Source organism: Microcystis sp. BLCC-F210 (assembly GCF_042134685.1).
GTDB classification, from domain to species: domain Bacteria; phylum Cyanobacteriota; class Cyanobacteriia; order Cyanobacteriales; family Microcystaceae; genus Microcystis; species Microcystis aeruginosa_D.
The window spans coordinates 4,388,885-4,412,151 of sequence record NZ_CP169647.1; the positions used below are offsets into that span (position 1 = coordinate 4,388,885).

At 42.2% G+C, this 23,267-nt stretch carries 19 protein-coding genes and 2 pseudogenes; 13 read left to right on the forward strand and 8 right to left on the reverse strand.

Annotated elements, in window-relative coordinates:
- Positions 1-34 precede the first annotated feature (34 nt).
- Positions 35-1,287, reverse strand: a pseudogene (locus tag ACE3JL_RS21340) (RRXRR domain-containing protein).
- Between the two features lie 272 nt (positions 1,288-1,559).
- Complete coding sequence (gene glmM / locus ACE3JL_RS21345; protein ID WP_375328324.1) at positions 1,560-2,999, reverse strand: phosphoglucosamine mutase; 1,440 nt, start codon at positions 2,997-2,999, stop codon at positions 1,560-1,562.
- Between the two features lie 340 nt (positions 3,000-3,339).
- Between glmM and ACE3JL_RS21350 the strand changes: the two genes are divergently transcribed.
- The 5 genes from ACE3JL_RS21350 (at position 3,340) to gatC (ending at position 8,282) form a co-directional block, all read left to right on the forward strand.
- The gene (locus tag ACE3JL_RS21350; protein ID WP_271993029.1) at positions 3,340-4,281 is read left to right on the forward strand and encodes a glycosyltransferase family 2 protein; all 942 of its coding nucleotides are present in this window, start codon (positions 3,340-3,342) and stop codon (positions 4,279-4,281) included.
- Between the two features lie 342 nt (positions 4,282-4,623).
- Entirely contained in the window at positions 4,624-5,922 is a 1,299-nt protein-coding gene (locus tag ACE3JL_RS21355) for a hypothetical protein (RefSeq protein WP_375328325.1), read from the forward strand.
- 239 nt (positions 5,923-6,161) lie between these two features.
- Positions 6,162-6,884 (forward strand): PEP-CTERM sorting domain-containing protein, encoded by a 723-nt coding sequence (locus ACE3JL_RS21360; protein ID WP_375328326.1) that lies wholly within the window; start codon positions 6,162-6,164, stop codon positions 6,882-6,884.
- Between the two features lie 402 nt (positions 6,885-7,286).
- Positions 7,287-7,808 carry a photosystem I assembly protein Ycf3 gene (locus ACE3JL_RS21365; RefSeq protein ID WP_271993025.1) on the forward strand — a complete coding sequence of 174 codons (522 nt, stop codon included), beginning with the start codon at positions 7,287-7,289 and terminating at the stop codon, positions 7,806-7,808.
- A 177-nt stretch (positions 7,809-7,985) separates the two neighbouring features.
- Positions 7,986-8,282: an Asp-tRNA(Asn)/Glu-tRNA(Gln) amidotransferase subunit GatC gene (gatC, locus tag ACE3JL_RS21370; protein ID WP_375328327.1), complete on the forward strand. Its 297-nt coding sequence runs from the start codon at positions 7,986-7,988 to the stop codon at positions 8,280-8,282.
- Between the two features lie 189 nt (positions 8,283-8,471).
- On the opposite strand, the gene ACE3JL_RS21375 is transcribed toward gatC, so the two are convergent.
- The 3 genes from ACE3JL_RS21375 to ACE3JL_RS21385 form a co-directional block, all read right to left on the reverse strand.
- A complete protein-coding gene (locus ACE3JL_RS21375) occupies positions 8,472-8,873 on the reverse strand; it encodes a phosphomannose isomerase type II C-terminal cupin domain (RefSeq protein ID WP_375328328.1) in 402 nt (133 codons plus the stop codon).
- A gap of 231 nt (positions 8,874-9,104) precedes the next feature.
- Positions 9,105-10,520, reverse strand: a complete 1,416-nt coding sequence (locus ACE3JL_RS21380; RefSeq protein WP_375328329.1) for a mechanosensitive ion channel domain-containing protein — start codon at positions 10,518-10,520, stop codon at positions 9,105-9,107.
- Positions 10,521-10,529: 9 nt separating this feature from the next.
- A complete protein-coding gene (locus ACE3JL_RS21385; RefSeq protein WP_151696132.1) occupies positions 10,530-11,180 on the reverse strand; it encodes a nitroreductase family protein in 651 nt (216 codons plus the stop codon).
- A 206-nt stretch (positions 11,181-11,386) separates the two neighbouring features.
- Here ACE3JL_RS21385 and ACE3JL_RS21390 point away from each other — a divergent pair, with 206 nt between their 5' ends.
- A complete protein-coding gene (locus tag ACE3JL_RS21390) occupies positions 11,387-12,811 on the forward strand; it encodes a PP2C family protein-serine/threonine phosphatase (protein ID WP_375328330.1) in 1,425 nt (474 codons plus the stop codon).
- A gap of 13 nt (positions 12,812-12,824) precedes the next feature.
- Here ACE3JL_RS21390 and ACE3JL_RS21395 read toward each other — a convergent pair whose 3' ends face one another.
- Positions 12,825-14,066: an AmpG family muropeptide MFS transporter gene (locus ACE3JL_RS21395; RefSeq protein ID WP_375328331.1), complete on the reverse strand. Its 1,242-nt coding sequence runs from the start codon at positions 14,064-14,066 to the stop codon at positions 12,825-12,827.
- A 307-nt stretch (positions 14,067-14,373) separates the two neighbouring features.
- Here ACE3JL_RS21395 and ACE3JL_RS21400 point away from each other — a divergent pair, with 307 nt between their 5' ends.
- Positions 14,374-14,997, forward strand: a complete 624-nt coding sequence (locus ACE3JL_RS21400; protein WP_271993016.1) for a GNAT family N-acetyltransferase — start codon at positions 14,374-14,376, stop codon at positions 14,995-14,997.
- Between the two features lie 404 nt (positions 14,998-15,401).
- Here ACE3JL_RS21400 and cobJ read toward each other — a convergent pair whose 3' ends face one another.
- Both cobJ and ACE3JL_RS21410 read right to left on the reverse strand, forming a co-directional pair.
- On the reverse strand, positions 15,402-16,847 hold the full coding sequence (gene cobJ / locus ACE3JL_RS21405) for a precorrin-3B C(17)-methyltransferase (RefSeq protein WP_375328332.1): 1,446 nt from the start codon (positions 16,845-16,847) through the stop codon (positions 15,402-15,404).
- Positions 16,844-17,734: a Uma2 family endonuclease gene (locus ACE3JL_RS21410; RefSeq protein WP_375328333.1), complete on the reverse strand. Its 891-nt coding sequence runs from the start codon at positions 17,732-17,734 to the stop codon at positions 16,844-16,846. The genes cobJ and ACE3JL_RS21410 overlap by 4 nt, the downstream gene beginning before the upstream one ends.
- A 202-nt stretch (positions 17,735-17,936) precedes the next feature.
- On the opposite strand from ACE3JL_RS21410, the gene ACE3JL_RS21415 reads away from it, so the two are divergent.
- The 6 genes and pseudogenes from ACE3JL_RS21415 to ACE3JL_RS21440 all read left to right on the forward strand — a co-directional run bounded on the left by ACE3JL_RS21415 (position 17,937) and on the right by ACE3JL_RS21440 (position 23,255).
- Positions 17,937-18,644 carry a hypothetical protein gene (locus tag ACE3JL_RS21415; protein WP_002740014.1) on the forward strand — a complete coding sequence of 236 codons (708 nt, stop codon included), beginning with the start codon at positions 17,937-17,939 and terminating at the stop codon, positions 18,642-18,644.
- Between the two features lie 166 nt (positions 18,645-18,810).
- Complete coding sequence (locus ACE3JL_RS21420) at positions 18,811-19,239, forward strand: DUF29 domain-containing protein (RefSeq protein ID WP_271993010.1); 429 nt, start codon at positions 18,811-18,813, stop codon at positions 19,237-19,239.
- Positions 19,240-19,366: 127 nt separating this feature from the next.
- A pseudogene (locus ACE3JL_RS21425) lies at positions 19,367-20,635 on the forward strand (NACHT domain-containing protein); the annotation flags it as partial.
- A 1,554-nt stretch (positions 20,636-22,189) separates the two neighbouring features.
- Positions 22,190-22,537: a DUF1257 domain-containing protein gene (locus ACE3JL_RS21430; protein ID WP_253851994.1), complete on the forward strand. Its 348-nt coding sequence runs from the start codon at positions 22,190-22,192 to the stop codon at positions 22,535-22,537.
- 228 nt (positions 22,538-22,765) lie between these two features.
- A complete protein-coding gene (locus ACE3JL_RS21435; RefSeq protein WP_271993007.1) occupies positions 22,766-23,053 on the forward strand; it encodes a BrnT family toxin in 288 nt (95 codons plus the stop codon).
- A complete protein-coding gene (locus ACE3JL_RS21440) occupies positions 23,031-23,255 on the forward strand; it encodes a hypothetical protein (RefSeq protein ID WP_002752641.1) in 225 nt (74 codons plus the stop codon). The genes ACE3JL_RS21435 and ACE3JL_RS21440 overlap by 23 nt, the downstream gene beginning before the upstream one ends.
- Positions 23,256-23,267 lie beyond the last annotated feature (12 nt).

Here is a 23,267-nt window from a genome sequence, read left to right on the forward strand (position 1 = left end):
CCTTTAGCGATAGCGGAGGGCGGCTTTACATAAGTCAGTGAGAAACAATTAAACCGTCAGAACGACGAATTAACTGAATCTTGCTAACAGCTATCTGTCCCAATCGTTGACCATTGGTATCGCTTACAGATAGCTGTTTTTCGGTATCTCCACTAATATAACCAATTCCTTTGGGAGAGGAAACTAAATCTCCTTTACGGCAGCGATTCTCATTTTAAGGTTTCATGACATTAAAACCCTTGCACCTAGAGGGGTTAATAATTCTTAACGAATCTCTAGATCGCTGAAACAACGCAAAATCGTTTCAAAATGAGAATTGCTGCCTTTACGGAACCCATGTCTTGTGGTAGAGCCACCATATTTAAGTCGTTTACCACCTTTGGAAAAAACAATCAGGTGAAGTTGACGACGACTAATAGGAGGACGTTTGATGACAGCAAAGGAAGCGTTTGTTACTTCAACAGAACCCTTCCAATCATATCCATGACTATTATAAGTCTGAAATGGCCAATAATCTAAAAACTGAAAACAGACAAGAGCAATGCCATCGTTAGCATGACTTTCTGGTGATTGTTCTGCTTTATTTTTCGACTTTTCTAATCGCAAATGTTTTCTAAGATTAGAGGTTTGCCAACCAAAGCGAGTATGGACTGTTGCCAATTGAGATAGTTGCTCAATAGCCCATTTTTGTCCGACCATAACCGACGAGAAACCTTTTCCAGATTTAGCTCCTTTTCTACCGGAAGTTAGATCAATATCGGCTTTAATGTACTCAAAGTAAATGTCAGTAATTGGATAGATTTTGGTTAGTTCAGAAACGACTCGAAGTTCAAGTTGACCCTGAGCTACGTCGAAGGGTTGACGATTAGCTCTGATTGAGGGAGCTAATTTTCCTTGTTTTCTATTTGAAAATCGTTTTTGTCGATGCGCTCTTAGATCAAAAGAAAGTTGGCGGTTAATCCGTCTTCCTCTACGTCCTTTTCGCATTAACCGTCTATTGTCCATGCGTTCTTTTACTCGTTTAAAAGGAAGTTCTAAGTGAGCCTTCCAAAGAGTAAAAAGAGAGGATTGAACACCAATTCCAGAGAATAATTTACCCGGGTCAATACCAATGGCAATCGGTTGGGTTTTGTTATCGGAAGGTTCATCGGTTAGCTGGACATAGAAAATATCTAAGTCGTTGAATTTGCCGATAGCTTTTCCTTCCTTAATCCACCGTCTGGCCCGACTGGGTTTGGTGGGCATTAACGGTTTTCCGTCTTTTGAGATAACAGGAACTCTTTCCATGGAGATAATCCTTAAGAGTAAAGTTAAAGTCCCTTACCGCAACACAATCAAGATGTCTTGTCTAACAACGCTTTACCAATAAAGCTGAGAGGTAATCCGAACTAGGGAAGTATTCGGAGGTCTGGGCCAGATTGTGTCTCGATGCGGTAGTCTCTACTTGCGTCGCCTAAATTGGTTTAGGCAAGCCCCGTCCCTTTTAGGGCGGGGTTAGTGACAATTATCCCTTGCTACGCTAGGCTAAAGGCATTATAATCCCTGTCCCCCTCGATCGACTACAAAAGATAGCTTCGCACCGCTTCCACTAGTCTTTCTGTCCAAAAACTGGCTAATTCTAGGGTTTCTGCTTCCACCATCACCCGAATTAATGGTTCTGTACCGGAAGCTCGTACCAAAATTCGGCCTTTTTCTGCCATAGCTTTCTCAGCTTTGAGGATTTCTCGCCGTAAGGGTTCACATTGCTGCCAATTACGTCGCACTTCTCTATCTTCCACCCGCACATTGCGTAAAATCTGCGGATAGGTGACAAAGCTATGATCGACTAAGTTAGCCAAAGAAACCGCCGATTTCTGCACTAAAACCGCTAAATGTAGGGCGGTTTGCATTCCATCCCCAGAAACCCCGTAATGATGGCAGAGAATATGGCCGGATTGTTCACCCCCTAGCATGGCTCCAGTTTCCCACATTTGCGCCTGAACGTGCTGATCACCCACGGCAGTCCGCAGAAATTGACCCCCCAGTTTTTGCCAAGCGCGTTCAAAGCCTAAATTAGCCATCACCGTTGCCACTAATAACCCATCGGGTAGCTGTCCTGCTTCTAAGAGGGAACGACCCCAAAAATAGAGGATATAATCGCCATCTACTACTCTACCCTGACTATCCACGGCCATGACTCGATCGGCATCGCCATCGAAGGCAAACCCTAAATCCGCTTGCTGATTAATCACCGCAGCCTGTAGGCTTTCCAAATGGGTAGAACCACAATTAACGTTAATGCGATCGCCATCGGCTCGATCGTGTAGGCAGATAACTTCGGCCCCCAAAGTTTGGAATACTAAAGGTGCTAGGTTAACGGCTGCCCCCCAAGCTAGATCTAAAACTATTTTTAATCCCGATAGGTTAATGTCCGTCCCGACGGAAGCAATCACAGCTTGATAATATTTTTGGATTAATTCGGGACAAAAAGTCGCTTTTCCCCAATTTTCCGGTTTATATACTAATTCTAAATTGCCCCTTAAACCCGCTTCTATCTGTGCCGCTAAACTGCCAGATAATTTTAAACCGTTGCTGTCAAAAAATTTAATGCCATTATCTTCCGGAGGATTATGACTGGCAGAAATCATGATCCCCCCCATCGCTTCGCTTTCTCTGGTTAAATAGGCGACGCAGGGGGTAGGACATAATCCCAGTTGCCAGACTTCTATTCCCGCCCAAGTTAAACCCGCAGTGATAGCATTAGCTAACATATCACTGGAATTACGCGAATCTTGACCGATAACTACTGGTTTGGTAACACCAGCTTGATTTTTTAATACCTGTCCTGCCCAAAATCCGATTTGTAGCGCTAGGGGGGCAGTTAATAATTCTCCCACTTGGCCGCGAATTCCGTCCGTGCCGAACAGGGGTGATGACGGTAATTCGATCAAACCCCCTAAGGATAACAGGGGATGCGATCGAGCTTTTTGCCCATTTTGATACGAGAGAGACGCTACCATGGCCAATTCCTTTCCTCACACAACACACTCAGAGAATAACATGATCGCCGATTTTTTAAAATTAATGTTCCCAGTTGACCTTAATCCTCCTCCCGGAGTTCCTGACACTGTGGGGAAGTGGGGTGTGGGGAAGTGGGGTGTAGGATGTGGGGTGTGGGGAGCTTTTTCAGTAAAAAGGCAGCTCCGAGCTTATCGCTTAATACTATTGACTGATAACTTACCCACTGATAACTGATAACTGATAACTGATAACTGAATTAAAGATTGTTGATTTTTGCGGGAAGTCTAATCAAGAAGCCGAGGTTATTTGGTAAGCTAAAACGGTAATCTTGACCCCCGAATGCGCATGCTGATCAGTGTTGTCATCCCTACTTACAATCGCGAAGCAATCTTAAAAAAATGTTTACTCGCCCTAGAAAATCAGCGTTTAACTGATAATAAGGTAGAAAACTACGAAATAGTCCTTGTCGATGATGGCTCTACCGATGGGACAATCGCTTGGCTAGAAACTCAAAAGGCTAATTTACCCCATCTGCAACTGTGGCAACAGGATCACGGCGGACCGGCGATCGCTAGGAATCTAGGGGTAGAAAAAGCTAGTGGTGATACGATTATTTTTATCGATAGCGATCTGGTAGTAACAGAAAGTTTTTTGCAAGCCCACGCCGACGCTTTAACTGCTGGAGCAGCCAGTCTCGGCAGTGATCGCTTATTTACCTACGGCAGCGTCATTAATACCTGTAACTTCGAGTATCCCACCAGTGAACCCTATAAAATCACCGATTTCTCCGCCGCCTATTTTGCCACTGGTAACGTGGCGATCGCAAAGAAGTGGTTATTAGCAGCGGGATTATTCGACACCCAGTTTCAACTCTACGGTTGGGAAGATTTGGAATTAGGGGTGAGATTGAAGCAATTAGGACTAAAATTAATCAAATGTCCTGAAGCCGTCGGTTATCATTGGCATCCCCCCTTTAATCTCGCTCAAATTCCCAATCTCATCGACAAGGAAATTCAACGGGGACGAATGGGAGTGCTTTTTTATCAAAAACATCCCACCTGGGAAGTGCGGATGATGATTCAAATGACTTGGATTCATCGACTGTTGTGGGGTTTACTTTCCCTAGGAGGAACCCTGAATGAACGCAGCCTCTCCCCGCTGTTACAGTGGTTAATCGATCGAGGTAAACCGCAATTAGCCCTAGAAATTGCCCGCATTTTTCTCAATTGGTACAACGTGCGCGGCGTTTATCAAGCTTATCGGGAAATGCAGCTTCAGTGAAATGTCTTGCCGAAAACCATGGACGGTACTTCTCATAAACATGAGGTATAAAAGAAATTGGCATCGTCTCCGATGATCCGCTACTGTTGACCATTCTTGATTCCCTAAAACCAGAGACTTTGTACCTCATTATTGAGATAAATGCCCTAAGGATTAACATTTGCCGATAAAAAAGTTCATATTTTCTTTCTTTTTCTGATAATTGCTGCCACAATCAAAAGCAATAGCAATAGCAATCGACATAGAGAGCGGCGAAAAACACTGACCACATTTGCCCCTTGGCAGTTATCCTCTGAGATTGGGCATATTAAAAGTAAATTTTCCTAGAGGAGGAATCCCATAATGAATATCTTCGATATTTTAATCGGTTTTATCGGTGGAGGTGCGATCGGGGGTGGGGCTTTATATGCCCTCCAACAGGGAAAAATCAAGGAAGCACTACAGAAATATGAGAAAATTCGCACGGCTTTAGGTGAAACCGAAGCAGAGTTGAAAGATAGCAAAGGACAATTAAAACTACTCGATCTCTCCGAAGAACGGATCCGCAATATCGAAGCCACCTATAGAAAAGAAGTGGCTAAACTGCAAAAAGAGTTAGAAGATAGCCAAGGACGTTTACAAGAGATAGCCAGCGCAACCACCCCTCAATCGGTGGAATTCGCCGATAAAAACCAAATTGAGGAACTTCAACGGGAACAAAAAGCTAAAATCGAGGAATTGCGCCAAAGCTATCAAAATCAAATACAAGAGATACTAGACGGGAAGCAAGGAGAAATAGAGGCTCTGCGTCAAAGTCAACAGGCACGGATTCTAGAATTAGAAAAGGGCTATCAGTCGCAAATTCAACAACTAGAACAGGGTTATCAAAGCCAACTATTAAAATTACAAAATGCCCGTCAAACGGGAGTGGATGATCGAACCACTGAAATCGTCGAACCTTGGGATGATTTTCCCGATCGCCCCAGGGACGAAGAAATCAATCCTTTTGATGGTTTTATCACCGAAGAAACCCTAGAATTAGAACCAGAATTTGCGCCTGAGACGCTCCTAGAAACACTGGTTTCCGAGGAGAGATTGGACGGTTTAAATAGCAGGGAAGAAGCTTTATTTTCTCCAGAAATGACTGAAATCGAAGATTCTTCCCTCATGGCAGCACCAGCAATCTCCGACTGGGAGATGTCCGCTGCCGAGATAGCATTTATCAACAGTTTAACATTAGAGGAAGAAACTAGAACGATCGGTAGTCTCGAAGAATTATCGGGTAATTACGATCAGATTCAAGAAACCGTTAGCACTGACACCAGTTTCTCTGATTTATTAGTCACCGATGCCGAAAAATTCCCTGACAATCAAAATTTTCTAGACGACTTATTTGCTGATACTGCTGACAGTAATAGTCTCGAATTATTCGATCCTTTTGCCGAAGAAACCACTACATTTGCATCCAACAGCCAAAATATTGCTTCTGTTGCGAGTGACCAAGAAGAGCTAGATTTCTTCAGTATGTTGGATGATGAAGAAACAGATAATCTAGAATCCTTACCTTCTGACGAAGAACTGTCCCTTGATGATCTATTTAACGATGATTTATTCTCGGATGGGGACAATAGCAACACCACGAGGCTAGAATCTCATCAGTAGGCAGATACCCCGCTATGAAAACAGAAGACAGAATTTCTTCCCCACCCGATTTCTGGCTTCTGACTTTCCTAAATGCGCCACCAGACGGGTGTTTTCCCCTTGTCCCCCGATTCCGTACCACAAAGTGGAAAAAATTTTATATCAAAGTAGTTGACATTCGCCAGCAAAACAAATATCATACGGCTGGATACGCTGTGTCCTTTTAACCGTACCTAACCTTTAATCAAGGAGATTTCCCAGTGAAACCCACTATTACACCCCTTGTTTTATCTACTGCCACTTTCGGCCTAATGCTGGGTGTGGCACAAAACGCCCAAGCCGCCCTGATTCCTGGCATTTCTGTTACAACCACTCTGGGTGTTGATCCCGATGCTGCTTGGAATATAATCAATACCGTCAACGGCCAAGGGCTACTTCCCGGTAATACTCCGAGTCTTACAGGGAACCACGTTGCGTCGAATAATATTCCGACGGCTTGGCGGTCGGTGGCTTTAGGTAACGCGCCAGGCAGTACAATTCCTGGTGCTAGTATCACTTTTAACCTCAATGGTACTTATCTTGTATCTGGGTTTACATTCTGGAACTTTGGCGGTAGTGCTGCAGCCTTAACCCGACAAGGAATCCGAGATGTGACGGTTGAATACTTCGATGGAACAAATTGGCTTGCTGCGCCTGGTGCTCCGCCTACCTTTACGCAAGGGCTTTTTAATGCAACAACCCCCGCCGATCAGATAGCACAGCCATATACTTTTACTACCCCGGTCACTGCAACTCAAATTAGATTTACTAATCTGAGTAACTTTGGAACCCTTGCTGATGTCAATAATAAGATTGGGTTCAATGAGGTTCAATTTGATGGAACTGTTCCACCACCACCACCAACCCAAATACCCGAACCTTCTTCCTTACTTGCCCTGTTAGCTGTTGGTTTAGGGGGTGTTAGTTTGAGAAAAAGAATTTGACTTAGTGTCAGCAGATAGTAGGTTAGGTTATTGGACAATCCTATACAGATTGTCCTTCTTGGGTTTCATCCCTAGAAACCAACCTACTTAGGAACCTGCGCTTTGATCATGTGCCATTTAGAACTTGTCTAACTTTTCTAAAGAGAGGTTGTAGCTGGCACATTATTTCTACGCAAGCTCCTTACTGGGAATACTTAGTAGAACTGTGCCAATGCAGCGGCGAGGGGGTCGATGGAATTCTTAGCTAGAGGATAAGCTTTTAGAGTTCTACCACTGTGGTGAACTGTTCGTCCCTGACACAATTGGGCGAAATATCGCCGTGAATTGTAAACATTTTTACTAGGGTTTCTCGCGAGTGCTATAAAGGTAAATAGTCATTTCGATCCCCTACTAGTCCTAACTATGCCACGCACTCAACGTAACGATAATTTTATAGATAAATCTTTTACCGTCATGGCGGATATCATTTTAAAGATACTGCCCGCCAATAAAAAAGCCAAGGAAGCCTTTGTTTATTACCGCGATGGGATGTCTGCCCAAGCTGACGGTGAATACGCCGAAGCCCTCGATAATTATTATGAAGCTTTAACATTAGAAGAGGATCCCAATGATCGCAGTTATATCCTCTACAATATCGGCATTATCCACGCTAGTAACGGCGAGCATGAAAAAGCCCTGGAATACTACCAAGAGGCTATCCAACTTAACCCTAGAATGCCCTCCGCTTTGAATAATATCGCCGTTATTTACCATTTTCAAGGGGAAAAAGCGAGAGAAGATGGTCAACAGGCCGAAGCAGAAGCACTCTACGACAAAGCAGCAGAATACTGGAAACAGGCCATCCGGTTAGCCCCCAATAACTACATTGAAGCCCAAAACTGGCTGAAAATCACTGGGCGATCGGAAATTGATGTTTTCTTCTAAATTGAAAAGTCAGTCGTCAGGAGATTATTTTTATTTATTCTCCCCACACCCGTTCGGCGGTTCGGCTGAGCGTTCGTGTTAGTGAGCCTGTCGAACTACTGAGCTCACGGCCGAAGTCCACACCCCAATTCATAATTCATAATTCCCACACCCTACACCCCTAACCCCATTTCTCCCATGATCGATCGAGCTACGGTTGAAAAAATCGCCCATTTAGCCCGTTTAGAGATTAAGAGCAGCGAAGAAGAACAGTTTGCGTTGCAATTAAGCGGAATCCTCGATTATTTCGAGCAGTTAAGCGAATTAGACACGGAAAATGTGCCACCCACCACGCGAGCGATCGAAATTCAAAACATCACTCGCGCCGATAGTAATAGACTTTATCCCGATCACGAGGTTTTAGTGCAAGAATCACCGGTCCCAGAAGGGGATTATTTCCGCGTTCCCCGTATTCTCAACACCGACGAAGAGTGAATTAGTCATCAGTGATCAGCTATCATCCATATCCTTGGGATTACCAGATTTCCTTCCTCTCTGAACGATTACAAATTTTCTAGAACTTGACAAGCCTTGACAGCAGGGAAGACAGTCAAGCAGACTAACCTAAAAAGGTTCTTTGAGCGAAAATATAGTTCTTCCCCTTCTGTCTCCCTAAAAGCAGTCTTAGCTATGATGACGAGCATAGTCGTCCTGAAAACGCACTATGTCATCCTCTCCCAAATATTCCCCATTTTGCACTTCAATTAACACCAATTTGATCACCCCAGGATTTTCCAGACGGTGGGCGGTACACTGAGGTACATAAGTGGACTGATTGGCGCCGAGAATTTCCTCGTTATCTCCACAGGTGACTTTTGCCATCCCCGAAACGACAATCCAGTGTTCACTGCGATGATAGTGCATCTGTAAACTGAGACGATGACCCGGATTCACTTCAATTCGCTTGATTTTATAACCAGGACCTTCTTCTAGGGTAGTGAAGGAACCCCAGGGTCTAAATTCTGTTGCCGCCGATTCTACGCTCGAAATAAGCTGAAATGGTGGGACATCTTGGGATGCGATCATGATATATATATGTCTCCATTGCTAGGTCTGATCTTAGTTCAAGATAGCAGCAAAAACCCTAGATGACATCTAAATTCGTGATCGAAGTGCCAAAGAAGGGGGCGGGAAGTGGGGAGATGGAAGCCGCTGTTATACTAAATCCGTTGAGCATAGGTTAAATATCAGGAATTGACCATCCGCGTTAAAATGACTGCTCTGGGAGAAAGGACCTAAATCTGTTCTCATGCCCTTTTAAGTCGCAAAAAAGCTCTTTAACCGTTGTCGCAGCCAAGAGACGGGGTTTTTCAGGTCTTCTGAGTCTAAAAGCCCCATTTCTCGCAATTTCTGCTGATATTCGCCCAATTCCTCCTGACGTTGGGCGAGTGCTTGTGTGAATTCCTCCGCTAGAGCCGGATGAGTAGTGATAAGATGCTGAAACCCCTGACGATCGAGCAAAAATAACAAGGTTTCCCCCACTGCTTGCATAGTGGTGGGATAGGGAACCTCTAATATTAACGGTAATTCCCCAAAATATTGACCTTTATTAAAAGTAAAAATTTTACGACTAATTTGATCGTTTTCATAAAAAGCATCCACTTGTCCCTGCAAAACAATACAGAAATAATTAGTTCTTTCTCCCTGTCTAATGAAAATCTCCCCGTCCTGGAGATGTTTACGACAACCCATTTCAATTAATACACGCAATTGCAGATCGTTAAAATGTTTAAAGTAACTCACCTCCAATAACATTTCTTTTAACGATAGCGGTTTTGAAGGTTTAACTATCTCCTGCTCCTGTTCCTTAACTGCCTCAAAACTGTCGGTATTATGCAACCATAACTCTCGCTGGGGAAAAGGAATCGTTATGCCCCGATGACGCAGATTATGCTCGATAATGAAGTGTAGGGAACTTCTCAGAAAAACGGCCTGTTCGACTTTTTCCACCCATACCCACAACTCAAAATTTAAAGCACTATCACCAAAACCGTTAAAAATCACCTTGGGAAGGGGATTAAAGGCAATTTCTCCCGACATATAGGCTGATTGCAGCAGGATTTCCGTTACTATCAAAGGATCCGTACCGTAGGCAACTCCCACCGGCACAATGACTCGAATGCGCGAGTCGGGATAATGCCAATTCTGGACGCGATTGCTAGTTAGGATTGTGTTAGGAACGATTAACTCTGCACCATCCACAGTGCGAATGGTGGTGGAACGAATCGATATTTCCCGGATATAACCCTTTGTTTGCTCAAATTCGATAAAATCGCCCACTTTTAACTTGCGTTCCACCAACAAAGTTAAACCACTGGTGAGATTTTTGGTTAACTCCTGCAAACCGAAACCGATACCCACCCCCAAACCACCGGCTAAAACAGCGATCGAAGCGAGATTAAATCCAGTCAATTGTAGGGCGATAATATAACCAAAAGCCCCAAAAGCAAAACTAGCCAGAGTTGCGATCGCTTCTCGATTACCCTCATCAAAACCGATAGTTTTCAGCAGACGATTTTTTAGTAAACTTTTAAAAGCGATCGTCAGACAGGTGACAAGAATAAACAGTACAAGAGTGCTAATAATCCAACCGAGAGTGATGGATACACCCCCAGCGCGCCAAAGGGGAGTGTAAAAAAAGGGCGTTAACCAAGCTGAGGGAGAGAAAGTCATCGCTAAAGTTTAGATTTGATAGGGATTACCTAAGCGATCAACAAAAACATTGTAATCTAAGGGTAAACGCCCCGGATTAAGCCGTGGTTCTGCCGCGTAACCGATGGGAACAACAACAGCGATCGCCAGATGGGGATGATCGGCAGCACCGATCACAGCTTTTACCTTGTCCTCGATCCAACCGTTGAGAAAACAACTAGATAAACCGAGACTTTCGGCAGCTAAAACCAGATGAGTAGCGGCAATCATGGCATCTTTAATCGCGTATTCCCGGGTTTTTTCGCCCAAATCCTTTTGAAATCCCGGGATTGCCTGTTTAAAATATTTTACCGTGCCTTCGCTCCAAGCACCTGTACTGAGGGCCTGTTCATAGATGGGGGTTAGATCTCCTCCTCCTGCGGCAGCATCGGCAGCGAAAACAAAAGTAACCGGCGCTTGGATAATTTGCTTTTGTCCCCAAGCGGCCTCAGCTAAAGCGGCCTTTTGTGCCTCATCCTGTACTAAAATAATTCGCCAATCTTGGATGTTGAAACTACTAGGTGCAGCAACGGTTAATTCTACTAGGGTTTTCAGCAGTTCTGGGGCGATCGGATCGGTGGTAAAAGTTTTAATGGAACGACGTTGATTAATCGCCGTGGGAACATCGAGAGGCAAGGTCATAAAGTCAATGGATTGAGTTACATATTCCTAACTATTATAAGGTCAAGCTATCAGCCTCAGCCTTCGGTGTGGCAAAACAGAAATACTAAAACATCGGGGTTAAATTGTGGCAGTCATGAAAATATCCACTATACTGTTAGACTTAAACAGGTCATAACCCAATGACTATCTAGCTATAATCATGTCACCGCCACAAAGATCATTTTATGCTTTCTGATCCGGAACCGAGCGACACCCTCACCACTACCACCGTCAATACAGGCCCTCCGGGGGCTGATATTAAGCCAATTTTAGCTTTAAAAGAGTTGGTCGCCAGTTTATATCGCGAACAAAACAAAGTTCAAAATCTCTTAAGTTCCCTCGGTTTTGCCCTGCGGAGTTTCAATAATTTAAACCAATTCCTCGATCTTACCCCCCTGATGGCCGCACGAGTGGCAGATGCAGAAGGAGGGGCGTTGATTTTGAGCAAAAATAACGGTCAAGTGGCGCTTGATCAACTGCATTGCCAAGATAATCAAATTAATGGGGAACTACGCCGACAATTAGAGGCAATTATCCGACAATTGAACCAAGAAATGCCACTTGAGCATAAAAATAGTCGTTCGCTTCTCGATAGTCTCGACCATCAAATCCGGCAAACTCTCGGACAGGGTACGCAGGTTTATAGTACACCTGTTTTGGTAAAAAATAGTGAGCGGGGACGTTTATACGTTTTCAGTCGCAATCCCGATTATGGTTGGACACCCACCCGTCGTAAACTGCTGCAGCTAGTGGCCGATCAAACGGCGGTAGCTATAGCTAATAATGAATTAACGATCGAATTACGGGCCAAGGAACGTCAGGATCGAGAGTTAGAAATCGCTTCCGAAATCCAAAATCGTCTTTTACCCCGGCAATGTCCGAAAATTCAGGGGGTAGAATTGGCGGCCCACTGCAAAACGGCTAATCGCGTTGGTGGCGACTATTATGATTTTATCCCCTGCAACTACGATCAATTTAAACCGGCAAGGGAGGCAGAAAGGGAAGCTAGTACCGCTCCTTGGAGTATAGTCATCGGTGATGTCATGGGTAAAGGTGTCCCAGCAGGATTATTGATGACCATGACCCGGGGAATGTTGCGAGCGGAAGTTTTAAATCGTCACTCCCCGGCCCAGATTTTGCGTCATCTTAATCGGGTTATGTATGCCGATCTCGATAATTCTCATCGTTTCGTGACATTATTTTATTCCGAGTATGATCCTCTGACGCGCCGTCTTGGCTACAGTAATGCTGCCCATTATCCTACCCTCTGGTGGCGGTCTAAAACGGCAGAGTTAGAGTCTCTTGACACGGAAGGGACATTAGTTGGTTTAGAGGCCGATTCTATCTATGATGATGCCCAAGTGCAATTAGAAGCGGGAGATACGCTAATTTATTACACCGATGGCTTTACCGATGCAGTCAACTCGAAAGGGGAAAGATTTGATCAGAAAAATTGGCTATCGGCAGTTAAAGAAGCCTGTCAACAGTACACCGATCCCGAACAGATTCTCGAATATTTATTTGGAAAAGTGGCCGCTTTTACTGGGTTGGGAAATGATAGTAGTGACGATATGACTTTAGTAGTTATGCGAGTGAAATCGGAGGAATAAATCATCAATTAGCTCAATTCTCCTCTTGCCAAGGAGCAAATAAAGGCAATAAAGCTAACCCGGGTAAAGCGGCAATTACCGTGATTAAAAAGAACAACTGCCAACCGATTGCCTCGGCTAAAAGTCCGGCGGGAGCTACTAAAATATCGCGACTAAAGGCCATTAAACTTGATAAGAGGGCGTACTGAGTAGCGGTAAAACGAGCATTACAAAGACTCATTAAAAAAGCCACAAAAGCGGCAGTTCCTAAGCCGCCGCAGAAGTTTTCAATATTAATAGCTAAGACCATAAAAGGATAATTTTGCCCTAAATTTGCTAAAATAAAATAGGCTAAATTACTAATAGCTTGCAAGCCGCCAAAAATCCAGAGCGATCGATTAATTCCCCAACGACTTAACAGGGAACCACCTAATAAAACTCCCACCATAGTTGCTATCATGCCCATGCCCCCTTGAATCGCTCCGATATCGGTTTGACTGAAACCAGTTTTTAAGAGAAAAGGAGTCACCATATTATTAACTAAAGCATCCCCTAAACGATAGAGAACAATAAAGGCGAGAATACCGATTCCTTTACCTATTTGATAGCGTTGAAAAAACTCTTGGAAAGGCAACCAAACCGCCTCTAAAAGAGTTTGGGGAGTATCATCTCTAGGGGGAGTAGCTGGGGCGAAAAAAGACCAAATAATCGTTAAAGCCATCAATACAGCTAGGAAAAGATAGACGAGAGGCCAGGGAAAGTGATCGGCTAAAATTAAAGCGATCGAACCGGTTAAAATTAAAGCCAAACGATAACCTAAAACCCCGATCGCTACCCCAGCACCCATCTCCCATTTTTCTAAAATATCTGTACGATAGGCATCGTAAGCAATATCTTGAGTGGCACTAAAAAAAGCGATCAGTAGAGCATTAATTGCCAATAAGTCCAAAGATTGTTTTGGTTGTTGAAAAGCCATAAAACCAATCGCTAAAGTTAAACAAATTTGAGCGATTAAAATCCAACCGCGACGACGACCAAGAAAAGGAGGAACATAGCGATCGAGTAAGGGAGACCAAAGAAATTTGAGAGAGTAGGGGAGAGCGACTAAACTAAATAAACCGATCGATTTCAGATCAACTCCTTCGGTGGTCATCCAAGCTTGCAGGGTGCGACTGGTGAGCAATAAGGGTAATCCAGAAGCAAAACCTAAGAATAACAAAGCCGCCATTTTTTGACTGCGGAACACTTGCAAATAAGCAGAAATTTCTTTGATCATAGAGGGGATAGGATGATAGATTAGATTAAAGAATATAGTTAATTGACCCAAAAAGAAAGAGATTAGTTCTGACCGGCATCATCCCCCTCTTAACCATTGCCCAGCGATCAAAAAAAGTTCCCGAAAAATAGCGGTCTTTCCCCCAACTGGGGCTATAGGCAGTAAAATAGATGAGATTTTGATTCAGTAGTCTTGAAAAATTGCGGTATTCTCCTTAAGATAGATGCTTGATTCCCCCAAATAGCTCTCATCCCTATTTACCTTTCCCAGACAAAGACTGTTATCCCCACCTTCCCTCCCGACTCCTGTGATTAAAGTGGACTCCTGTTTTATCTCATACCTACTGTCTGATCCCTCCGACACGGAAGCGATCGGTGACACTGCCGCCATTACCGTCGAGGTGCGTTTGGCCCAAGGCCAAGATCTCAAAAGTTTGGCGGAGATTCTCACCGATAGTTTTTTCCCCACGGCCAATTATTGGTCTTTTCTGCGTCCTATCTTTAAATTAGGCATTTACGAGGACTTACGGGGACGATTGCGCGCCAATACCCCTTACTATCACTGTCTGGTGGTCAGTCAAACCAGTTTCACCACCACAGGTCATCAGGAAATTATTGTCGCTACGGCGGAAATCTGCTTAAAATCCAGTTCTTTTTTAGCTGTTCCCATTCCTTATATTTCTAATTTAGCCGTTAGTCCCGATCGCCGGCGTGCCGGTCTGGCCCGGAGATTGCTGCTCAAGTGTGAACAAATCGCTAGAGAATGGGGTTTTGAGGAACTTTCCCTTCATGTTCTCGATAATAATCGAGCGGCCCAGTCACTCTACTTAAGTAGCGGTTATCGTCTGCAAAAAACCGACGGTTGGTTGAGCAATTGGTTATTTAATCGACCACAAAAGTTATTTCTGCACAAAAAAATCAACAAACCTTAAATAGGGTTTGCTCAAAAAGGCTTAGGGTGGGGTCAGGGTTTTGGGTTTTGGCTTCGGCCGTGAGCTTTTGTCGAAGTCCGAAGTCTCGCTGCCAGGGTCAATTACCTAATTTTCAGGGCAAAAGTCCCTAAAATTTCCCCCCGATCACTCCCATATTCTGTACTTTTTGATTTCCACAAGGTTTAAAGGTTTTACCCAACAAGGTTTTTATACTAAATCCGCTAAGTACAGTCTAGTTATGAGGAGAGGTAAAAGGGAATAAATAATCAGTTTTTAATAACCGGATTTAGTATTAGATTTATTCAGCAAACCCTAAATAGTCAGAACCCCAAACCTGCCCTCCACAGATGGAGTCAAGAAGCAAAAGAACACAAAAAGTTTGAGAAAATGAAAAAAAACGGTTTCTAATAATGACGTGGAGTATAAACCCATTGCTGGTTTTTACCTTGCTCAATAAGGCGAGTTTTACTCGATCCGATCAAAATTATAGTCCGCATATCCGCATCGTTAATAGTCATATCCTCTAGGAATTTCACCGTCACTGTTTCCCCTTTTCGCCCTAAATTACGCGCTAGTACCACGGGAGTTTGCGGCGATCGCCATTGTAATAAAATCTCTTTTGCCTTCTCCAATTGCCAAGTGCGCTCTTGAGACACAGGATTATAAAATGCGATCGCTAAATCGGCCCGGGCCGCTAACTCAATACGCTGAGAAATCACCTGCCAAGATTTGAGAATATCCGATAGGGAAATCGCACAAAAATCATGGCCTAAAGGTGCGCCAACCCTAGCAGCCGCCGCTTGCATAGCCGAAATCCCCGGACAGACCTGAATGGCCACCTGCTGCCATTCCTGTTTTGCTTTTTTTTCTAATACCTCAAACACGGCTGCGGCCATGGCATAAATGCCAGGATCTCCGGAGGAAACTAAGACAACAGATCGCCCCTTAGCCGCTAAATCTAGGGCTATTTCTGCGCGATCGAGTTCCACCCGATTATCCGATTCATGGCGGACAATTTCTGGTTTTCGCAGGAATTCTACCAAATCCAAATAGGTTTTATAACCCACCCAATCCGTGGCTTTTTCCAACACTTCTCGAACTTCTGGCGACATCCAATTTAGCGCACCTGGTCCAGTTCCGACTATGGCTAATTTACCTTGACTTTCTTGATCCAAATCCCCCGGGTAAAAACTAGATTTTTCCTTAATTTGCTGGCTTTCCTCACAGAGATAAACTAAACATTTACTGCTAGGTTTTGCTAAGTTTAAGTTATTTTTATCTATAATCTGAATGCTTAATTTTGCTGCTGATGAAATTGGTAAATTACTATTTTTTAACCAGTCCGCTTCACCGATTAATTTTACTTTTTCACCTGCCAATAAATCGGACAGAAACTTCTTAGCATCATCGGGATTAACTAACTGATAACCCGGGGGTGGCGATAATAAAGTAGTTTTAAATCTAATATCACCAGTGGTGGTAATTGCGGGGGAAATTTGCCAAACCGAGGCAATTTGACGAGCGAGATCATTAACCCCTTGTAAACCCCCCAACAAAGGCACTACGGCACTACCATCTTCTGCGATTGCTAATACAGGCGGTTCTTGCCATTTATTAGTTAATAAAGGTGCTAAAGTGCGAATTAAAATACCCGCCGCACAAATACCAATAATTGGCGTTCCTGTCTGGAAAAATTCTCGCACCGTTTCGCCAAAATTATTATAGGTAAAATCAGCCGATTGGGTACGATTTATTAACCCATAAACTGCTGATTCTGGTAAGGCCATTTGCACTTGACGAGCCACGGGAATGCTGGTTTCTCCTAAAATGAGAATAGCTGGAGGTTTCATTTGGCTTCCCCCGACTGCGCTGCGGTTAACTTTTGGATAAATTCTTGATGTTCTACCGAGTTAATTCCAGCTTTTAAGATGTCTAACACCCGTGACATATTGCCGTTGAGCATGGCAGATTCGACAAGCTCACTGCAAACTGAAATATCTAACCACAAACCCGGAAATACTAGAGAGCAAATCACCCCTTCTTGGTTGGGTAACAAAGAAATATAATCGCCATCTTGTAAACTAAACCAATCAATTTTTTGGTCAAATACCTGCCAAACAAGGTATTCTTGAATGCCACTGCGTCGATAAGCACGTTTTTTATCACCTAAATCTATGGCGGCACTACTAGCGGCAATTTCTACCACTAATTCCGGCGATCCTTCTAGGTATCCCTCTACACTTAGGGTTGATTTTCCCCCGCTTTCTTGACTGATTAATAACACCCCATCCGGCTGTAGTTCGTTGTCGATATCCAAGCGAACTGTTGGCTCAATACCCATTTGTACTTGGGGGGTAGCAACTTTGTATGTCCATAGCCAACCAACAAGATTGCCGTGGGGTTCAGCATGAAATTTAAACCTTAATGGGGATGCCATATACACAACTCCTTCGATAAGTTCGGCTTTTTTTAATCCTGGCATAGCTTGATAACGGCGCTCGAATTCGGGACGAATTAAGCGATCCCCATTTTCTAACGGGGGTAAATGTTGAGTGGTTACAGTCTGAGAAGTTAAGGATTTAACTGGGGAAGAAGTCATGGTGGCAGTCTTTGTAAACAAAACAGCATTGATTTTATTATAGATTGTTTCATTGGACTTCTTGAGGGATTTAACTTTTAACTGAAATTTCGCCAGAAGTCCTGAGCTTTTAGCGATGGGATGAATGGCAACCAACATATAGACAATTCCCCAAAACTATAGCATTTATCTTAGTGGTGAGGTACAAAGTTTTCGTTTTGGGAAGTCGGTAGTCGATACCAAATTAGGTTACACTTCATCTAGTATGAGAAACGCTGTCATAACTGATATAGCGCCCCTAAATGAAAGGTAAACGTCCTCTTCTAGAGCCTACCCGTTCACGAATAATCGATAACTGATAATGTTGGTTCCCCTTACCCGTCAATCGATCGAGCAAATTGTCCCGATTATCGCCACAGGTCCCCAGTACGCTCACTATTGGGGTAAATGGTCTGATTTTCTGCGCCGTTTATTTATTTCTATCATCGCTCTCACCGCAGCTTGGTTAATCGGTAATTTATTCGGCCCCGGTGGTTTAACGATTAAACTAATTTTCGACATTATCGCCGGTTTATATTGGCTCTGGGGTCCGGTTTATTGGGCCAGTGTTCGCAATAATACCTATCGTCGTCTTCCCTACGGGGGGTTTTGGCGCGGTCGCGTTTTCGATGCTTTTGTTACCGAGGAATTAATCGGGGAAGAAGAAAGGGTCAATAAACGCGGGGAATTAGAGATTATCGAAAATCGCCAACGCTGTATTAATCTAGAAATCGGTGATCAAACTGGTTTTTCGGCGATCGTTCGCGCTCCCCTCAAACGCATCCATAAATCGATCCGTCCCGGAATGGTGGCCGAAGCTTTGTTAATGTCTCGAGATCCCGATTTAGGGGATATCAATCAACTTTCTGATGTCCATCTTCCCCAACTCGACCAGTGGATAGGGGAATATCCCGTGCTGCGACGGGATATTTTTCAGCAAGTTAGTCGCGAATTGGGAGGGGGAAAAGAACCCCGGCCAAAACCTTCTCGTTATTCTAATAATGTCATCCGAAGACGCAAAACCCGTTAATTTTTTGGCGATCTTTGAAAAGATACCAGTTTCCCGGTCATCAATGAATCATAATTTACAGATTTTAGTCCATTTAATCCTTGTTTTCGCTGTTTTTGAACCATCAAAAATTAATTATGCAAGAGGTTTAATATAATGTTAATTGAGCTTAGAAGGAGATAAATTGATGACGGCATCCTATGAGCAAGACTTTGGACTTTGGGCCGAACAAATGGCCGATTTATTAGCCTCTGGTCGGTTTTCCAAGTTAGATATTGAGAATTTAGTTGAGGAGGTGCGGGATTTGTCGAAACGGGAGCGCGATCGCTTACTCGCTAGTCTCAGATTAATTTTGCATCATTTATTAAAGTGGGACTATCAACCTCAACGGCGATCCTGGGGTTGGTTGGGAACTATTCAGCGAGAAAGAGCTAATATTAGGCTTTATTTGGACGATAGCCCCAGTTTAAGGCGATATTTAACCGATGAAAGCCTATTTAAACTCTATGCTGTTGCTTGTGCCGATGCCTTTAGAGAGACGGGATTAGAGTTTCCCCCCGTTTGTCCCTACGGTATTGAGGATATTTTAAATCGTTCTCTTCATTTGTCGGAATGATAGGCGAAAAACGATTAAAGTTGGTAAGCTTAGATAGTATCCACAGGATCTTAAGTTTATCGCCATGATTGACTGGTTAATTGTCTGGGGGGTTACTCAAGCCGCAGGTTCGCTTGTTCGTTCAGTAATGCAAGAGTTGGCAATAGAGGGTGCAAAAGATTACGGAAAGGAATTTTTTAAAAATAGTCTAGGTAAAGTGTTACACTTACCCGAAAAAGATGTTCAAAAAGAAGCTTATGGCAAAGCAATGAAGGAGTTTTTAGAACTCTTTCAGCAACAGTTAGAAATGGCCGATCTGGAGGATGATCAAATTAAAAACTTTGAAAAACCTCTCAAGACTTTCATTAAAGATGACCAAGTTAAACCTATTTTAGGGGATGCTTTTGATATTGATTGTCAAGTTCTTGATAATTTTACGTTAGCTCAATCTTGGCAAAGACTTAATTTATCGCCGTTACCTGCTGAATTTAACTGGGAAAAACTCAGTAAATTTTATTTGAGAAAAACTCAGGAAATTATTCAAAATTCTGAAAAGTTAAGAGCCGTTTTTTTAGTTCAGTTACAGGATAAAAATAGCCAAAATATTCAAGAAATAGCAGGAGTTAAAACAGATTATAATTTAGATAACTATGCGGAAGGCTTAAAAAAGGAATATGGCCATCTTAAATTAGAATGTTTAGACACAACGACTTATGAGCAAATCAAACTCTGGCGAATGTTTGTGCCGCAAAATGTGAGACGATGTAAACAATTTATTCCTCAACTTTATGAATTACCTAAAGAAGTGCTGCAGGAACTTGTAGATAGGGGAGAAATTACTCAAGCGGAGTTAGAACAAATACAAGCAGAACTAGAACGAAAACGGCGAGAATATCTGAATGAAAAATTAGATCCTGTTTTGAATATCGTCAATTCTTCTGAATACCCAAGAACTGTAATTTTAGGTGATCCGGGGGCGGGAAAATCGAGTTTATTGCAGTATTTAGCTTTAAATTGGGCTGAAAAAGAACCCAGTCAGCGTGTTTTGCTTCCCCTTCCTCTTTTGATAGAATTGCGTATTTATGCCAGAGATAAGGATGAAAAAAAGTGTAAGAATATTCTAGAATTTTTCCATCAAGGTAATCTGATTTGTCATCTCAATCAACTTGCTTTAGATGATAAGCTTAAAAAAGGTCAGGCTCTTGTGCTTTTTGATGGTTTAGATGAAGTTTTTAATCCTCAACTAAGAGAAGAAATTGTCACGGATATCAAACGTTTTAGTATTCAATATCCTCAAGTGCAGATTATAGTAACTTCTCGCTGGTTAGGATATAAAGCAGAAGAATTAAATCATGCTGGTTTTGAACATTTTATGATCCAAGATTTAGATAAAGATCAGATTGAAGATTTTATCAAACGTTGGCATGATTTAGCTTTTGAAAATCGAGATGATAAAACCCAAAAACAAGAACGTTTACAAAAGGCAATTAAGGAGTCAAAAGCGATTCGGCAATTAGCAGGAAATCCTTTATTATTAACGATGATGGCTATTCTGAACCGAACTCAAGAATTACCAAGAGATCGCTCAAAACTTTATGAAAAAGCGTCAGAGGTGTTATTACATCAATGGGATTTTGAAACCAAGGAAGGATTAATTGATCCTGAACTGAAAAAATATCTTTACAATATTGATCTAAGAGATAAAAGGGACATTCTGCGTTTAGTCGCAAGTGCCATGCAAGCAGGGGAAAAAGGGTTAGCTGCTAATTTAATCTATAAGGAAGAATTAGAAAATGTTTTGACTCAATATCTTGAAAAAACAGGAATTAACAAACGAGATGCTAGTGATCTGACTGATTTAATTATCAAACAACTGCGCTATCGTAATTTTATTCTTTGTTCTTTAGGTGGCAATGCTTTTGCTTTTGTTCATCGAACTTTTTTAGAATACTTTTGTGCTTGCGAGTTTTATGAAAGATTTAAAAACCGAGGATTACCAGACGGAATTAGTCTTGAGGATTTGAAAACCAAAGTATTTGGAGAACATTATTCATATCCTGTTTGGAAAGAAGTTTTATGTTTATTAATGGGGATGCTAAGTGCAGAATTTCCTAAAGAAATTGCTGAAGAATTAATTAGTTATCTCATTGATATAGAGGAAAAAGATCAGGAATTTACTTATCTTTTTTTGGCGGCAGATTGCTATGGAGAATTGCGAAACCAGTCTATTTATGTTGAACTAAGTCAGCGATTGTTAGATAGTCTTCAATCCTTAACTAAATTGTCTTATAGGTATGCTGATACTGATTTTAAGGAAAAACCAGTTGCTAAAATTGGAAACATCTGGCAAGATGATCCGACAGGATGGAGTGTTCTTCAATCCATAGCAATTGAGCAACATTACTGGAGTGGCGCAAGGGAAGCTGTTAATCAATTATCTAGAATTGCTAAAATTCATTCTGAGGCGTTAGTTTATCTACAGGAAGTTGCTAGACAAGGTGAATCAGCGGCAGGTAGAGCGGGTGAAGCTTTAGTAACCCATTGGCGAGATAATCCTCAAACTTTACCCATTATTCAACAACAAGCTAATAAGGGTGAATATAGAGCAATTCAAGCTTTAGTAACCCATTGGCGAGATAATCCTAAAACTTTACCCATTATTCAACAACAAGCTAACAAGGGTGAATCAGATGCAATTGAAGCTTTAGTAACTTATTGGCGAGATAATCCGCAAACTTTACCCATTATTCAACAACTAATTAATAAGGGTGAAAGGGAAATTATTGAACTTCGTAGAGCATTAGGTAAAATAACAATTGACTCGGAAATAGGAGCAATTATCGAAACAATATTAGCTAGAAAGGATCTAGATTCTGACATTAAAGAAATGTTTCGAGAACTTCTTGGGCGTAATAATTTCAGAGAGTTGAGAAATCCTGATCAAGATAGTCAGAACAAAAGAGAGCAGGATATTCAGAACAAAAGAGGCGGCGGCGGTCATTTTTCTGTTTTAACAACTAAAATAACTGATCCTGAAATTTTAGTAAAATCTTTGCAGGATTTAGGAATAATAGTTAAACGTGAAGCAGATGTTCGTGGTGGTTCTAATGGTCAAAGAGTTAGAGCAGATATTGTTGCTGTGCTAGAGGGAGATTATGATCTAGGTTGGAGTCGTAATGGTGAGGGAACTTTTGACTTGATTGTTGTTTTCTGGGGAGTTGCCAAAAAACATAATTCAACTGAATTGATTAATAGTATCAATGCAAAATATGCTGTTAATAAAACCCTTAAAGAAATTAAAGAGAGAGGTTTAAATTAGCGCGATCTCTAATCTGCTAATTTTGTAGGGTGCGTGTTTGCGGCTACCAATTCTGTTAAAAAATCAAAATCAATAATCCGCACCCGACGCAGCAAATTTATTATTAAACTGCTGCGTTATTCTATCGAAGGACGTACCCTAAATTCTAACTATGACATTTTGGGAGTATGACAACGACAAAATTTGAGAGGGTGCCGTTTAGGGGGAGATTGAACTAAAATTGAGTTTATGAACTTACAATTTGAGTGGGATAACCCCAAGGCGAAACTTAATTTCAAAAAGCATGGCATCAATTTTAAAGAAGCCAAGGCTGTTTTTCAAGATCCTCTAGCCTACATTTTTGATGATGCGTGGCATTCGGTCGGTGAAAAACGAGAAATTATTATCGGACACGATAACAAGAATCGCCTTTTAGTAGTTTGTTTTACTGAAAGAAATCAAATAATTCGGATTATCAGCGCACGTTTAACAACCAAAAAGGAACGTCAAGACTATGAAAAATACACAGGATTCTGAAAGCAAACAAAATTTACAAGATGATCTACTTCCTGAATATAATTTTGATTATACTAAGGCTCATCCCAATCGTTTTGCTCCTCAGGTAAATGAAATAAAAATAACTGTCACCTTAGAACCAGATGTCGCTAAGGTTTTCAAAAATTCTGAAGATGTAAACAAAGCACTTCGAGCTATCTTATCCGCTATCCCTGAAAAATAAGTGCGATTGCCT